Source organism: Streptosporangium sp. NPDC050284 (assembly GCF_044459525.1).
Taxonomy (GTDB): Bacteria; Actinomycetota; Actinomycetes; order Streptosporangiales; family Streptosporangiaceae; genus Streptosporangium.
The window spans coordinates 16,329-29,192 of sequence record NZ_JBITIZ010000037.1 but is presented as its reverse complement, the minus strand read 5'-3'; the positions used below and the strand labels follow the sequence as shown (position 1 = coordinate 29,192).

At 70.3% G+C, this 12,864-nt stretch carries 12 protein-coding genes; 4 read left to right on the top strand and 8 right to left on the bottom strand.

Annotated features, from left to right (window positions below; all coding sequences use genetic code 11):
* Positions 1-177: 177 nt before the first annotated feature.
* Both ACIBH4_RS38950 and ACIBH4_RS38945 read right to left on the bottom strand, forming a co-directional pair.
* Positions 178-1,719, bottom strand: coding sequence for a S1 family peptidase (locus tag ACIBH4_RS38950; protein WP_362770113.1), 1,542 nt, complete (start codon positions 1,717-1,719; stop codon positions 178-180).
* A gap of 249 nt (positions 1,720-1,968) precedes the next feature.
* Entirely contained in the window at positions 1,969-2,526 is a 558-nt protein-coding gene (locus tag ACIBH4_RS38945; RefSeq protein ID WP_350950281.1) for an RNA polymerase sigma factor, read from the bottom strand.
* Positions 2,527-2,792: 266 nt separating this feature from the next.
* On the opposite strand from ACIBH4_RS38945, the gene ACIBH4_RS38940 reads away from it, so the two are divergent.
* Both ACIBH4_RS38940 and ACIBH4_RS38935 read left to right on the top strand, forming a co-directional pair.
* Positions 2,793-4,217, top strand: coding sequence for a trehalose-6-phosphate synthase (locus tag ACIBH4_RS38940; RefSeq protein ID WP_362770112.1), 1,425 nt, complete (start codon positions 2,793-2,795; stop codon positions 4,215-4,217).
* An 82-nt stretch (positions 4,218-4,299) separates the two neighbouring features.
* Positions 4,300-5,493: an MFS transporter gene (locus tag ACIBH4_RS38935; RefSeq protein ID WP_362522141.1), complete on the top strand. Its 1,194-nt coding sequence runs from the start codon at positions 4,300-4,302 to the stop codon at positions 5,491-5,493.
* Positions 5,494-5,506: 13 nt separating this feature from the next.
* On the opposite strand, the gene otsB is transcribed toward ACIBH4_RS38935, so the two are convergent.
* Together otsB and ACIBH4_RS38925 are read right to left on the bottom strand one after the other, a co-directional pair.
* Positions 5,507-6,286 (bottom strand): trehalose-phosphatase, encoded by a 780-nt coding sequence (otsB, locus tag ACIBH4_RS38930; RefSeq protein WP_362522143.1) that lies wholly within the window; start codon positions 6,284-6,286, stop codon positions 5,507-5,509.
* A 56-nt stretch (positions 6,287-6,342) separates the two neighbouring features.
* The gene (locus tag ACIBH4_RS38925; RefSeq protein WP_362522145.1) at positions 6,343-6,645 is read right to left on the bottom strand and encodes a DUF3263 domain-containing protein; all 303 of its coding nucleotides are present in this window, start codon (positions 6,643-6,645) and stop codon (positions 6,343-6,345) included.
* A 120-nt stretch (positions 6,646-6,765) separates the two neighbouring features.
* Here ACIBH4_RS38925 and ACIBH4_RS38920 point away from each other — a divergent pair, with 120 nt between their 5' ends.
* Together ACIBH4_RS38920 and ACIBH4_RS38915 are read left to right on the top strand one after the other, a co-directional pair.
* Complete coding sequence (locus ACIBH4_RS38920) at positions 6,766-7,572, top strand: SAM-dependent chlorinase/fluorinase (protein WP_362522147.1); 807 nt, start codon at positions 6,766-6,768, stop codon at positions 7,570-7,572.
* Between the two features lie 498 nt (positions 7,573-8,070).
* Positions 8,071-8,682, top strand: coding sequence for a hypothetical protein (locus ACIBH4_RS38915; protein ID WP_362522149.1), 612 nt, complete (start codon positions 8,071-8,073; stop codon positions 8,680-8,682).
* Between the two features lie 205 nt (positions 8,683-8,887).
* Here the strand turns inward: ACIBH4_RS38915 and ACIBH4_RS38910 are convergent, their stop codons facing one another.
* Genes ACIBH4_RS38910 through ACIBH4_RS38895 form a run of 4 tightly spaced genes read right to left on the bottom strand, consistent with a single transcriptional unit; the run spans position 8,888 to position 12,807 of the window.
* A complete protein-coding gene (locus ACIBH4_RS38910) occupies positions 8,888-9,901 on the bottom strand; it encodes a dipeptide ABC transporter ATP-binding protein (RefSeq protein WP_362522151.1) in 1,014 nt (337 codons plus the stop codon).
* Positions 9,885-10,922, bottom strand: a complete 1,038-nt coding sequence (locus tag ACIBH4_RS38905) for an ABC transporter ATP-binding protein (RefSeq protein ID WP_362770110.1) — start codon at positions 10,920-10,922, stop codon at positions 9,885-9,887. The genes ACIBH4_RS38910 and ACIBH4_RS38905 overlap by 17 nt, the downstream gene beginning before the upstream one ends.
* A gap of 9 nt (positions 10,923-10,931) precedes the next feature.
* The gene (locus ACIBH4_RS38900; protein ID WP_362522155.1) at positions 10,932-11,876 is read right to left on the bottom strand and encodes an ABC transporter permease; all 945 of its coding nucleotides are present in this window, start codon (positions 11,874-11,876) and stop codon (positions 10,932-10,934) included.
* Entirely contained in the window at positions 11,869-12,807 is a 939-nt protein-coding gene (locus tag ACIBH4_RS38895) for an ABC transporter permease (protein ID WP_350950271.1), read from the bottom strand. The genes ACIBH4_RS38900 and ACIBH4_RS38895 overlap by 8 nt, the downstream gene beginning before the upstream one ends.
* Between the last annotated feature and the right edge of the window lie 57 nt (positions 12,808-12,864).

Here is a 12,864-nt window from a genome sequence, read left to right as displayed (position 1 = left end):
GTACCCCTCCCCACACCGCCCCCCGCCCCCCCCCCGGGGGGGCGGGGGCCCCCCCCCCCCCCCCGGGGGGGGCCCCCCCCGGGGGGGGCCCCCCCGGGGCCCCCCCCCCCCCCGGCGGGGGCCTCACCCTTTCCGGTCAGCGCCGGACACGGCCCGCGGAAGGTGTCCGGGAATGTGTCACGGCACCTTGAATCCGAGGGTGTAGGGGCCGGAGCCGGCCGAGGAGACCACCCGGTAGCGGTAGTAGCCGGCCGTGCCGGTGTAGGAGACGCTCTCGTTGGAAGTCGGGCCGTCGGAGGTGGCGACGACCGCCCAGCTGCTGCCGTTCCACTTCTGCAGGTACAGGTCGAAGTCGGTGCCGTCGGCACCGGCCAGGCAGGCGGAGTGCACGCCCCTTGCGGTCGACCTGTAGTAAAGGCCCTTCGGCTGGTAGGCGGACGCGCCGACGGCCAGGGTGCCGGTGTAGGTGTTCGGAAAGCCGGTGCAGTTGCCCGTGGCCGACGGCGGCGGATTACCCGCGGTGGTATCCAAGGTCAGACCGTAGGCGGTGAGGATCGGGCCGATCGGCTGGAAGTAGGTGGTGCCACCCTGGTCGCAGTCGCCGGAGCCGCCTGAGGTGACGCCCTGCGCCTGGTCGACGGAGATGAAGGAGCCGCCGGAGTCTCCGGGCTCGGCGCAGACGCTGGTGCGGGTCAGCCCGTGGACGGCGCCCTGGGGATAGGTGACGCTGGCGTCGCGCTGCTGGATGAGGCCGCAGTGCCAGCCGGTGGTGGAGCCGGACCGACAGACCGAGGCCCCCTCGATGGCGACCCCGGCGCCGGCGACGGGCACCGTGCCGCCCTTCCCGTTGTTCACCGACGGGGTGGGGGTCCAGTCGGCGTTGACCGCGACCCAGGAGTAGTCGTTGCCAGGGAAGGTGGACGCCTGGAAGACACCCTGGCGGTTTCGGTTGTAGCCGGTGGTGGTGTCGCCGGCCTTTCCGCAGTGGCCCGCGCTGACGAAACCCGGCCGGGTGCCCTTGAGCACGGGGAAGCCGATCGAGCAGCGTTCCACGCTCTCGATGTAGTAGGCGTTGCCGCCCACCAGGTCGTACAGGGGCAGGGGAGCCTCGGCGGTGGGCACCACCTGCACCGCATCCTGATCCACGTCGCTGCCCAGGATGACGCCCTCGGCCGCGTCGGGGTTCAGGGAGAGGACGAGCACCTTGTTTCTTTTCACGTCGACATAGCGCACGGCCGCCACGCGCGGTGAGGAATTCGGGGAGAAGCTGAGCTTATTTTGGACCTCGGCGAGCTCCGCCAGTGACCTGGAGACGACCTGGGCCTCGGCGCCCGCCACGAGGATCGAGGGGATGTCGGTGGCACTGGTGGTGGCCGTCACCAGGGTGTTCGCGGTGGTTCCCCGAAGCCAGGCGCCGCCGAAACGGGGACCGAGTTTCTTCGCCAGCCGCAGCGCGATCGGAGTGAGGCGGGCCTCGTTGAGCAGGCGCTCCTGAGCCTGGGCCGGGGTCAGCCGGAGGTCGCGCGCAAGCGCCTCCAGCATGCCGGGCGGCGGTTTCAGTGCGGCCGAGACGACCGGCACGGCCGTGTCGGCGGACGGGATGGCGCGCGGGGCCTGGGCGCCCGCCGCCTGGCGTTCGGCTCCGGCCGGTACCGCGGCCAGGGCGAGTGCGGTGGCGGTCAGGGCGCATGATGCGATGACGGCGTATCTGCGGGACATGTGGGCTCTCCTCGACCTTTTCCTGTGAAGCACGAGGGGAGGTCACCACATGTCACCAATTGATCACGCGACGTGGGCAACGCCACTTTAGATCAGGTAAGGCCGCCGAGGCCGCGCGCCACGCGGAAGGTGTTCTCGAACGGTTACCGCCACCCGCCCGGCCCCTCCCGGACCGGGAGGCCGAGACCAAACCCCTGGCCGGACAGCCGGGACCGACCCCAGACCGGGCGGCCGGGGTCAAAATCGGGATCAGAAGCCGTAGGCGTCGCCCAGGGCGCCCTGGACGTACTTGCGCGCCTGGTGGATACGCGACTTCGCGGTGCCCAGCGGGATCCGGAGCTGCTCGGCCACCTCGTTGTAGTCGAGCTGGCAGATGTCGCGCAGCACCAGCGCCTGGGCGAGCTCCGGCTTCTCGGCCTCCAGCGCCTCCATCGCGTCGAGCAGGTCCAGCCGGGACCCGGCGATCACGCTCACCCGGGCGACGTCCGGCTTCTGCAGCGGCAGCTCGTCCGAGCTCTGCTCGGCGGCGCGGCGCTTCAGCGAGCGGTAGGTGGTCCTCGCACAGTTGGCGGTCACGATGTGCAGCCAGGTGCTGAACCGGGCACGTCCCTCGAAACGGCCGATGTTGCGCGCCACCGCGAGCAGGGTGTCCTGGCAAGCCTCCTCTGCGTCCTGCCTGAAGGGAAGGATCCGGCCGCAGTGCCTGAGCACGGCGGGCTCGATCCGCCTCAGCAGCTCACCGAGCGCGCGGTGGTCGCCCTGGGCGGCCGATCGGGCCAGGTCCTCGGTCGTCTCGTCCAGCGCCATCACGGGCCCCCATCAGCGGTCACGGTCGCTGGACATCCTATGGTCCGGCTCTCGGACGGCGCCCCTCACCTTCTCCCTGCCAAAGCCCTCCCCTTCTTGCCGCCAAAAAGGTGATACGTCGGGCCTCATCACTTCACCTGCCGACAAGAGCTGACACAATTCGTTGAACACCGTTCTTTCGTTGACCCGAAGGGCGAGGACACCCGCTGCGGTGCCGGTTAACCTTCGAAAACAGGCGTGTCCCCAGCCAGTGAAGAAGGGATCTCATGAGCGCGATCCTGGTGGCCTCCAACCGCGGCCCCGTCTCCTTCACCCTCTCCGAGGACGGCTCGCTGTCCATGCGCAGGGGAGGGGGCGGCCTGGTCTCCGGGCTGTCGGAGGTCGCGAGGGACGTCAACGCCCTGTGGGTCTGCGCGGCGCTGTCCGACGGCGACCGCGGTGCCGTGCGGCTCGCGCCCGGCGGCAGGCTCGACCAGGCGGGCTACGACACCGGGACGGTGCGGATGCTCGACATCCCCCCGGCCACCTTTCACCGCGCGTACAACGCGGTCGCCAACTCCACCCTCTGGTTCGTCCACCACCTCCTCTACGACACCCCCAACAGGCCGCACTTCGACGCCAGGTTCCGCAAGGAGTGGGAGTCGTACCAGGCCTACAACGAGGCGTTCGCGATGGCGCTGGCCGAGGAGGCCCCGCACGGGGCGCGGGTGATGGTGCAGGACTACCACCTGAGTCTCGCCCCGGCGATGCTCAGGGGGGAGCGCCCCGACCTGCGGGTGGCGCACTTCTCGCACACGCCGTGGGCCCCGCCGGAATACTTCAGCCTGCTCCCCGACGACGTGGCGACCGAGCTCCTCGAAGGCATCCTGGGCGCCGACCACGCGGGCTTCCTCACCGACCGCTGGGGCGGGGCGTTCATGGACTGCTGCGAGACGGTGCTCGGGGCGCGGGTCGACCGCGGGGAGCGTACGGTCACGCACGCGGGCAGGACCACCAGGATCGGCACCCACAGCCTGGGCGTGGACGGCAAGGCGCTGTGGACCCGGGCCTCCGAGCCCGACGTGGAGTCGCACATGGCCGCGCTCCGCGACCAGGTGGGCGACCGCAGGCTGATCGTGCGGATCGACAGGACGGAGCTGTCGAAGAACATCGTGCGGGGCCTGCTCGCCTACAAGCAGTTCCTCGCGACCTACCCGGAGTGGCACGGCCGGGTCACCCACCTCGCCTTCGCCTACCCCTCCCGGCACGACCTGCCCGAATACCGCGAGTACACCGCGGCGGTGCAGCGCTGCGCGAAGGAGATCGAGGACGAGTACGGCACCGAGGACTGGGATCCGCTCATCCTCAACGTCAACGACGACTACCCGCGCTCGCTCGCCGCCTACCGCCTGGCGGACGTGCTGCTGGTGAACCCGATCCGCGACGGCATGAACCTGGTGGCGAAGGAGGGACCGGTCCTGTCTCCGCACAGCGCGCTGGTGCTGTCGCGGGAGGCGGGTGCCGCCGCCGAGCTGGGCGAGCACGCGCTCACGGTCAATCCCTACGACGTCTCGGCCACGGCCGCCGCGCTGCACGAGGGCCTGACGATGCCCTCGGCCGAGCGCGCCAGGAGAGGCGGCCTGCTCGCCGCCGCGGCGACCGCGCTCCCCCCGCACCGGTGGTTCGCCGAGCAGCTCGACGCCCTCGGGTGACGATCCAGCCCGTTAAGCAGCTTTATCCCTACATGGGATAATTTTGGCTGCTATTTCACTTTTTCAGGGTACGGGGGCCGAGTTGACCGCGACCGCGCACGTCCGGCTGATCCGCGACCGCGCGACCTGGCTGATCTACCTCCAGCTCGGCGTCTTCGCCACCTACCTGTACGGTCTCAGCGCCGCGCTCCCGCTGCTCCGCCTCGACCAGGGCGTCTCCCAGGCGGTCGCCGGGCTGCACGGGACCGCGATGGCCCTCGGCGGCATCGTCGTCGGTCTCGCCCTGCCCTGGCTGGTCGGGAGGATCGGCCGCCGGGCCGCCATCTGGACCGGGATGGCCGGGATGAGCGTCGGCACACTCATGGTCGCGGCGGCCCCCACCCTGCTGCCGGTCACCCTTCTCGGGTACGGCGTCGCCAGCGGGCTCGCCTCGCTCGTCCTGTACCTGGGCATGGCCGCGCTCGACGACAGGCACGGTCCCGCGGGTCCGGCGGCGATCAGCGAGGCCAACGCCGTCTGCGTGATCGTCGGCATCGGGGTCCCTTTCGTGGTCAGCGCCGCCGCGCAGAGCGCCCTCGGCTGGCGCGCCGCGCTGCTGGTGACCTCCGTGCTGGCCGCGCTGCTCGCGCTGACCATGGGTCGCGTACGGATCCCCGAGGCGGAGAAGGCCGTCGACGGTGCCGCCACGGACGGCGAGGCCCGCTTCGGCTGGCGGTTCTACCTGGCGGCGGCCGTGCTGTTCTGTTGCGTCGCGATGGAGTTCTGCTTCAACCTGTGGGCGGCCAAGCTGTTCTCCGACCAGACCGGGCTGCCCGCGGCGGTGGCCGCGACCGCGGTCGCGGCGTTCACCGCGGGGATGGCGGCCGGGCGGCTGGCCGGGGCGTGGCTCGCCCTGCGAATCCCGCCGACCGCACTGTTCCTCGGTGCGCTCCTGGTCGCGGCCTCCGGGTGGGCGATCTTCTGGCTGAGCACGAACCCGGTCGTCTCCTACGCGGGCCTCGCCGTCTCCGGGCTGGGGGTGGCGCTGCACTTCCCGATGGCGCTGTCGCGGGTGCTGGCCGCCTCCGGCGGGCGGCGGGACCGCGCGTCGGCGATGGCCTCGATCTTCTCCGGGCTCGCGGTGGGGATCGGGCCGTTCCTGCTGGGCGCGCTGGCCGACGGGTTCGGCACCCAGCGGGCGTTCCTCATGGTCCCCGCCCTGATCGGGCTCGCCGTCGCGGGACTGCTCGTCACCGCGGGCGGACGTTCCCCGGCGGCCGTGGGCGAGCCGGCCTGAACGGGCGTTCCTCCTACGCCTCGCGCTCGACGGCGTCGGCGATCGAGGTGAGAAGCTCCAGCACCCCCGGAGGGCCGTCCACCACGATGTCGGCCTCGACCTCGATCTCCGGTGATCCGCTGAACACCGTCACACCCGGCAGACCCGAGGCCCGCACGGCCGCGAACGCCGCGAGATCTCCCAGGTCGTCCCCCGCGAACAGCACCGACCGAGCGGCCCGCTCACCCAGGAAGGCGCTCAGCGCCACCCCCTTGTCCGTCCCCGGCGGGCGCAGCTCCAGCACGAACTTGCCCGGCTCCACCGCGAGCCCGGCCCCCGCCGCCAGCGCGGCGACCGGCTCACGCAGCGCGTCGAGCGTCGCCCACGGATCGGCCGCCTGCCGGGTGTGCACGGCCACCGACCGCTCCTTGTCCTCGATCCTCACCCCTTCGATCCCCTCGACGAGCGAGACGAGCCCACCTCTGGCCAGGTCGAGACCCGGGTGAACGGGCGGGGCGGCGAGCGTGCCCGCCTCCCAGCGTTCGAGGCCGTAGTGCCCGAGCACGACCAGCCCGGGAACCTCGGCCAGGGAGCCGTACTCGACGGCCGTGGCGGCGGGGCGGCCGGTCACGATCACCACGGCGCCGACCAGACGGCCGAGCCTGCCCAGCACCTCGGCCCCGCCGGGGTGGATCCTCGCCGACGCGGGATCGGGGACGATCGGGGACAGCGTGCCGTCGAAGTCGAGCCCGATCACCGCCCCCGCCGGGTCGGCGACGATCGCCTTCAGCCCTTCGGACGTGTTCGTCGTCATTCTCGCCTCAACCTGTCGCTCGTGATCGGCCCGCCCCGACCGGTCGTACCCGGAGATCAGCGGCGCAAGCCCATTTTTCGGGCGGAACGGTCGCGGCGGCGGGTCTCGCGGAGCCTGCGCAGGCGCTTGACCAGCATCGGATCATGGGCGAGCGCCGCCGGGAGGTCAATGAGCTCGCTGAGCAACTGGTAGTAGCGCGTCGCGGAGATGTCGAAGACCTCGCGGACCGCCTGCTCCTTGGCGCCCGCGTAGCGCCACCACTGGCGCTCGAAGGCGAGCAACTCGCGCTCCCTGTCGGTGAGAGCCCTCTGCGCGGGCTCCGGAGCGGCACTGTCACCGGAACTCGGCGCGGTGTCCATTGCTTCCTCCTCCGTCGGGGGGGCACGCGGCGGTCACACCGCGCACGCGCGGCCCGAAGTCAGGATAGTCCGGAATTTCGCGCTGTTCATGACGGATGTGGAGACGTACAGTCACCTGATGTGACCTCTGTCATCAGCCTTCTCAGCGACTACGGACTGGAAGACGGCTACATCGCCGCATGTCACGGCGTGATCGTCGGAATCTCTCCCGAGTCGCGGATCATCGACGTGTGCCATCTGGTCCCCTCGGGGGACGTGCGCCGCGGTGCGGCGATCCTGGCCCAGACGATCGCCTATCTTCCCTCCGGCGTGCACGTCGCCGTGGTGGATCCCGGCGGCGGCGGCTCGCGCAGGGCCGTGGCGGTCGAGGCCGGCGAGCACGTGTTCCTTGGCCCGGACAACGGGCTCCTGTCGTGGGCGATCCACGCCAGCGGGGGCGCGCGTGCCGCCTACGAGCTGTCCAACACGGACCTCTTCCTGAAACCGGTCTCGCCGACCTTCCACGGGCGCGACCTCTTCGCCCCCGTCGCGGCGCACCTGGCGATCGGGCGCCACCCGTCCGAGCTGGGGCAGGAGATCCCGCTGGAGCGGCTGGTCTCGCTGCCCGCGCCCACCTCCGTGCTGCAGGAGGACTGCGTCGAGGGGGAGGTGCTCTCGATCGACCGGCACGGCAACGCCCAGCTCTCGATCGGCTCCGGCGACCTGGCGACGCTGGGCGTCGCGCTGGGAGAGACGCTGGTGGTCTGGCTGGGCAGGCGGCGGCTCTCGGTGCCGTTCAAGGAGAGCTTCGCCTCCGTGCCGCCCGGGGAGATCGTGGCCTTCACCGACTCGGCCGGGCTGGTCGCACTCGCGGTCAACTCGGGCGACGCCTCCCAGCGGCTCGGCCTGCCGCCCGGAGCCCACGTACGCCTCTCCCCCTGCCCATGAAAGGCACAGCAAAAGCGGCTCGGGACGAAGTCTCCCGACGCGTTATACCGTTTACCGAATTATCGTTATAACTGAAGGATCGTTTCAGCCGTAAATACACATGCCGGAATTCCGGTGACGTGTCCGCATTCCCTCGGACAATGACACCTTTTCGTTCTCTCGCTCCCCCCGGCCCGGCCTCCGACCTCGGCGGTGTCGAGGCTCACCACCCTCGCCGCCCGCGAGCAGCCTGCCCTCCACCGGATATACGAGCTGACCTGGCAGTTAAGGAATCCACAGGGGTACGGCAGAGCGGGCGCGCCCGGATCGAAACAGCGAGCGGCCATTATTCGTTCAATCACGGATCCGCGATCATTACCACAAGCTGACCATTCTTGACCCTCCAGAAAGCATGTCGCTGGATAGTCTCACTCCCGTTACTTTGAGTAGCCGCGCGCAGACGGTCCTTTCAAAAGGCCTCATACGCTGCCGCGACGATTTCCTTCCAGGGGGAACACAATGATTCGTCGTCTTCTCATCACCTCCGCGTGCGTCGGTGTCGCCGTCCTCGCGCCGGCCGTGGCCGCTTCCGCGTCCACGTCCTCCACCAGCTCCGCGACCAAGGTCACCGCCGCCTCGGTCGTCAAGGCCGCCGCCCAGGCCAAGGCCGCCAAGAAGGCCGCCGACTGCTGCGGCGTCGGCGTCGGCGTCGTCAGCGCGGCTCCCGCCTTCATCCCGACGAGCACCGTCACGTACGGCACCACCGTCATCCCCACCGCCGTGACCACCGGCTGCGGCGGCGGCGTCTACGGGGGCGGCGTGTACGGCGGCGGCGTCTACGGCGGCGGTGTCTACGGCGGCGGCGTCTACGGGGCCGGCTGCTACGGCGGCGGCGTCTACGGGGGCGGCGTGTACGGCGGCGGCGTCTACGGGGGCGGCGTGTACGGCGGCGGCGTGTACGGCGGCGGCGGCTTCGGCGGTGGCGGCATCCTCGGCGGTGGCCTCATCGGCCGTGGCGGCAACACCATCGGCGGCGGCGGCAACATCATCAGCAGCGGCAGCGGAATCGGCCACGGCGTCGGCATCGGCGGCCTTGTCGGCATCGGCGGCGTCGGCGTCGACATCCTCTAGCAGGACGGACGTCCCTTCAGAGGGTGTCCTGCGGTAAAGACGTCTCGCGGTAAAGACGTCCTACGGTAAAGCGGGCAGGGCGCGGCCTCCACAATTCCATGTGGGGGCCGCGCCCTCCGTCGTTCCCGGCCCCGCCCGCGAAATCGCTCTGCGGACCGGACCCTCCGCCGTTCTTCCGGGGATCGCCGGTCTCCTCGACGCCCTCCTACGCGTGGATCACGTCGTGGGTCTCGGCGAAGTGGCACGCACTCGCGTGCGCGGTGCCGGGCCTGACCCGCAGCGGCGGCTCCTCGACGGCGCAGATCTCCTGGGCCTTCCAGCAGCGCGTACGGAACCGGCACCCCGACGGCGGACTGGCGGGAGACGGCGGGTCACCCTGGAGGATGATCCGCTCACGGCGCTCGCGCCCCTCGGGGTCGGGCACGGGAACGGCCGACAGCAGCGCCTGGGTGTAGGGGTGCGCGGGCCGGTCGTAGATCTCGGTGTCCTTCCCGATCTCCACCATCTTGCCCAGGTACATCACCCCCACCCGGTCGGAGATGTGCCGGACCACCGACAGGTCGTGGGCGATGAAGACGTACGCGAGGCCGAACTCGTCCTGCAGCCGCTCCAGCAGGTTCACGACCTGCGCCTGGATCGACACGTCGAGCGCGGAGACCGGCTCGTCGCAGACGATGATCTCCGGCTGGAGCGCGAGGCCGCGGGCGATCCCGATGCGCTGGCGCTGGCCGCCGGAGAACTGGTGCGGGTATCGGTTGATGTGGTCGGGATTGAGACCCACCACCTCAAGGAGCTCCTGGACCCTGCGGTGCCGGTCGCCCTTGGGAGCGACCTCACCGTGGATCTCGAACGGCTCGCCGACGATGTCGCCCACGGTCATCCGAGGGTTCAGCGAGGTGTACGGGTCCTGCATCACCATCTGGATGTTGCGGCGGGCCCGCTTGAGCTCGCCGCCCTTGGCGTCGGCGATCTCCCGGCCGTTGATCCTCACCGAGCCCGAGGTCGGCCGCTCCAGTGCCATCAGGAGCTTGGCCAGCGTGGACTTGCCGCACCCAGACTCGCCCACGATGCCGAGCGTCTCCCCCCGGCGCAGGTCGAAGGAGACCCCGTCGACGGCCCTGATCGCGCCGACCTGCCTGCGCAGGACGATGCCCTGGGTGAGCGGGAAGTGCTTGACCAGGTCGCGAACCTCAAGGATCGGCTCACCCGTGGCTGCCATCGAGGACCTCCCTCCAGTAGTGACACGCGCTGGCGCGCGTGGGGCCGATCTCGTACAGCGGGGGCGCGTCGACGACGCAGTTGTCCTGACGGTACGGGCACCGAGGGTGGAAGGCGCAGCCCGTGGGCATGTCGAGCAGGTTCGGCGGCATGCCCTTGATGGCGTACAGCTCCTGGCCCTTCTGGTCGACCCGGGGAATCGAGTCGAGCAGGCCCTTGGCGTACGGGTGGGCGGGCCTGCGGTAGATGTCGTGTACGAGGGCGTTCTCCACGATCCGCCCGCCGTACATGACCGCGATCTTGTCGGCGACGTCGGCCACCACGCCGAGGTCGTGGGTGATCAGGATCAGGCCCATATCGCTCTCGCGCCGCAGCTCGCCGAGGAGTTCCATGATCTGGGCCTGCACCGTCACGTCGAGGGCGGTGGTCGGCTCGTCGGCGATCAGCACCTCGGGGTCGAGCGCGATCGACATCGCGATCATGATGCGCTGGCGCATCCCCCCGGAGAACTGGTGGGGGTAGTCGTGCACCCGCTGCCTTGCGGCGGGGATGCGGACCCGGTCCATCAGCTCGATCGCCTTCTTGGTGGCGTCGCGCCTGGAGGCGCCCCGGTGCACCCGGAACATCTCCCCGATCTGGTCGCCGACGGTGAACACCGGGTTCAGCGCGGAGAGCGCGTCCTGGAAGATCATCGCGATCCGCCGGCCGCGCACCTGGGCGCGGGCCTCCTCCGACAGGCCGAGCAGGTTCGTGCCCCGGAAGCGGATCTCGCCCCGGGTGACGCGGGCCGGCGGGGAGTCGAGGATGCCCATGATGGCCTGCGCGGTCACCGACTTGCCCGAGCCGGACTCGCCGAGCACGGCGAGCGTCTCCCCGGGGTTCAGCGAGCAGCCGACCCCGTTGACCGCCTTGACCACGCCCTGCCTGGTCACGAACTCCACGTGCAGGTCGTCGACGACGAGCAGCGGCTCGCCGCCCGGCGTCTCTCTGGAGGGCACCACCTGTGTCGAGGTCTTCTTCACGGCTCCCCCTTACCGCAGCTTCGGGTCGAGGGCGTCGCGGACCGCGTCGCCCAGCATGATGAAGGCGAGCACCGTCAGGCTCAGGAACAGCGCCGGGAAGAGCAGCGCCCACGGAGCCTCAAGGAAGCGCTCCCTCGCGTCGGAGATCATGAGTCCCCACGAGATGTCCGGCGAGCGCAGGCCCACGCCGAGGAAGGACAGACCTGCTTCGGCGGCGATGAAGTAGCCCAGGTTGATCGTGGCGACCACGATCACCGAGGCGATCGCGTTCGGCAGGATGTGCCGGAACATGATCCGCGACGCGGAGGCGCCGAGCGCCCTCGCCGCGAGCACGTAGTCCTGGCTCTTGGCGGTGATCACCGCCGCCCTCATGATCCTGTACGTCATCGGCCAGGTCAGCACGGCAAGCGCGAGCATGACGGTCCACACGTTGCCCGTGCGGAACACCGCCAGGATGAGCAGGGCGCCCAGGATCGACGGGATCGCGAAGAAGATCTCCGTGATCCGCGAGAGCAGGGTGTCCAGCGCGCCGCCGGTGAACCCGGCGAGCAGACCGAGCAGGCCGCCCACCAGCGCGGTGACGATCGTGGTGGCCAGGCCGACCACGATCGAGTTGCGGGCGCCGTAGACGGTGCGGGCGTAGATGTCGCAGCCCAGGTTGTCCGTACCGAACCAGTGGGCCTCGCTCATGCCCAGCCGGGCGTCGCCAAGCTGGCAGCTCCTGGCGTCGAACGGGTTCACCGAGGTGAACAGCGAGGGGAACGCCGCCATCACGACCAGGACGGCGATGAGGAGGGACGCCCCTATGAAGAGCGGGCGGCGGCGCAGGTCGTACCAGGCGTCGCCCCACAGGCTCGCGGTCTTGGGCGCCTTCGCGCCCCTGACTCCCCTGCGCGGTTTGCCGTGCTTGGGGCCCCCGGTCTTCCCTCCGGCCGGGACAAGGGTGTCACTCATAGCGGATCCTCGGGTCGAGCACGGCGTAGAGCAGGTCGACGACCAGGTTGGCCAGGATGTAGATCAGCACCAGGACGGTCACGATGCCGACGACCACGGGTTGCTCGCGCAGATATACGGAGCTGAACAGTTGCTGGCCGATCCCCGGCAGGTTGAAGATCGTCTCGGTGATCACCGCGCCGCCCATCAGCACGCCGAGATCGGCGCCCAGGTAGGTGACGAGCGGGATCAGCGCGTTGCGCAGCGCGTGCCGCCCGACGATCCGCTTCCGGGGCAGGCCCTTCGCGACCGCGGTGCGGATGTAGTCGGCGCGCAGGATCTCCACCAGGCTGTTCCTCGCGAGCCGGGTGAGGTAGGCGATCGACGTCCCCGCGAGCACGAAGCCGGGCAGCAGGTAGCTGCGCCAGCCCTCCGTCACGCCCGCGACGGGGAAGAGGTCGATCCCCGCCTGCTTGAGCTTCACCCCCAGCAGCAGCTGGAGCACGAAGCCGGTGACGAGGGTGGGGATGGAGATCAGCACCAGGGTGGAGGCGAGGATCATCGAGTCGCCGGCCCTGCCCTGGCGCAGCGCCGCGTACAGGCCGAGCCCCACGCCGATGACGGCCTCCATCACCAGGGCGGTCGCCGCCAGGTTGATGGTCACCTGGAACTTGCCCGCCATGATCTCGCCGACTCCGACACCGGCGAAGGTGGTGCCGAAGTCACCGCCGAACAGGCCGGTGATGTAGTACCAGTACTGCACCAGGAACGGATCGTTCAGGTGATACTGCTCGCGCAGGATGGCGACGATGTTGGGGTCTATGCGCTTCTCGCCGGCCAGCGCCGCGATGGGGTCGCCGGGCAGCGCGAAGACGATGGCGTAGATGAGCAGGGTGGCGCCCAGCAGCACCGGTATCGACTGGATCAGGCGCCTGAGGATGTAACGGCCCATTCGTGTCTCCCGTAGGTGCCCGGGACGATCTCGCTGACCGGCGGGTCGCGCGGTGCC

Coding starts and splice junctions, on each gene's coding strand:
- ACIBH4_RS38950 (WP_362770113.1), bottom strand. CDS start 1,719: ATGTCCCGCAGATACGCCGTCATCGCATCATGCGCCCTGACCGCCACC.
- ACIBH4_RS38945 (WP_350950281.1), bottom strand. CDS start 2,526: ATGGCGCTGGACGAGACGACCGAGGACCTGGCCCGATCGGCCGCCCAG.
- ACIBH4_RS38940 (WP_362770112.1), top strand. CDS start 2,793: ATGAGCGCGATCCTGGTGGCCTCCAACCGCGGCCCCGTCTCCTTCACC.
- otsB (WP_362522143.1), bottom strand. CDS start 6,286: ATGACGACGAACACGTCCGAAGGGCTGAAGGCGATCGTCGCCGACCCG.
- ACIBH4_RS38925 (WP_362522145.1), bottom strand. CDS start 6,645: ATGGACACCGCGCCGAGTTCCGGTGACAGTGCCGCTCCGGAGCCCGCG.
- ACIBH4_RS38915 (WP_362522149.1), top strand. CDS start 8,071: ATGATTCGTCGTCTTCTCATCACCTCCGCGTGCGTCGGTGTCGCCGTC.
- ACIBH4_RS38910 (WP_362522151.1), bottom strand. CDS start 9,901: ATGGCAGCCACGGGTGAGCCGATCCTTGAGGTTCGCGACCTGGTCAAG.
- ACIBH4_RS38900 (WP_362522155.1), bottom strand. CDS start 11,876: ATGAGTGACACCCTTGTCCCGGCCGGAGGGAAGACCGGGGGCCCCAAG.
- ACIBH4_RS38895 (WP_350950271.1), bottom strand. CDS start 12,807: ATGGGCCGTTACATCCTCAGGCGCCTGATCCAGTCGATACCGGTGCTG.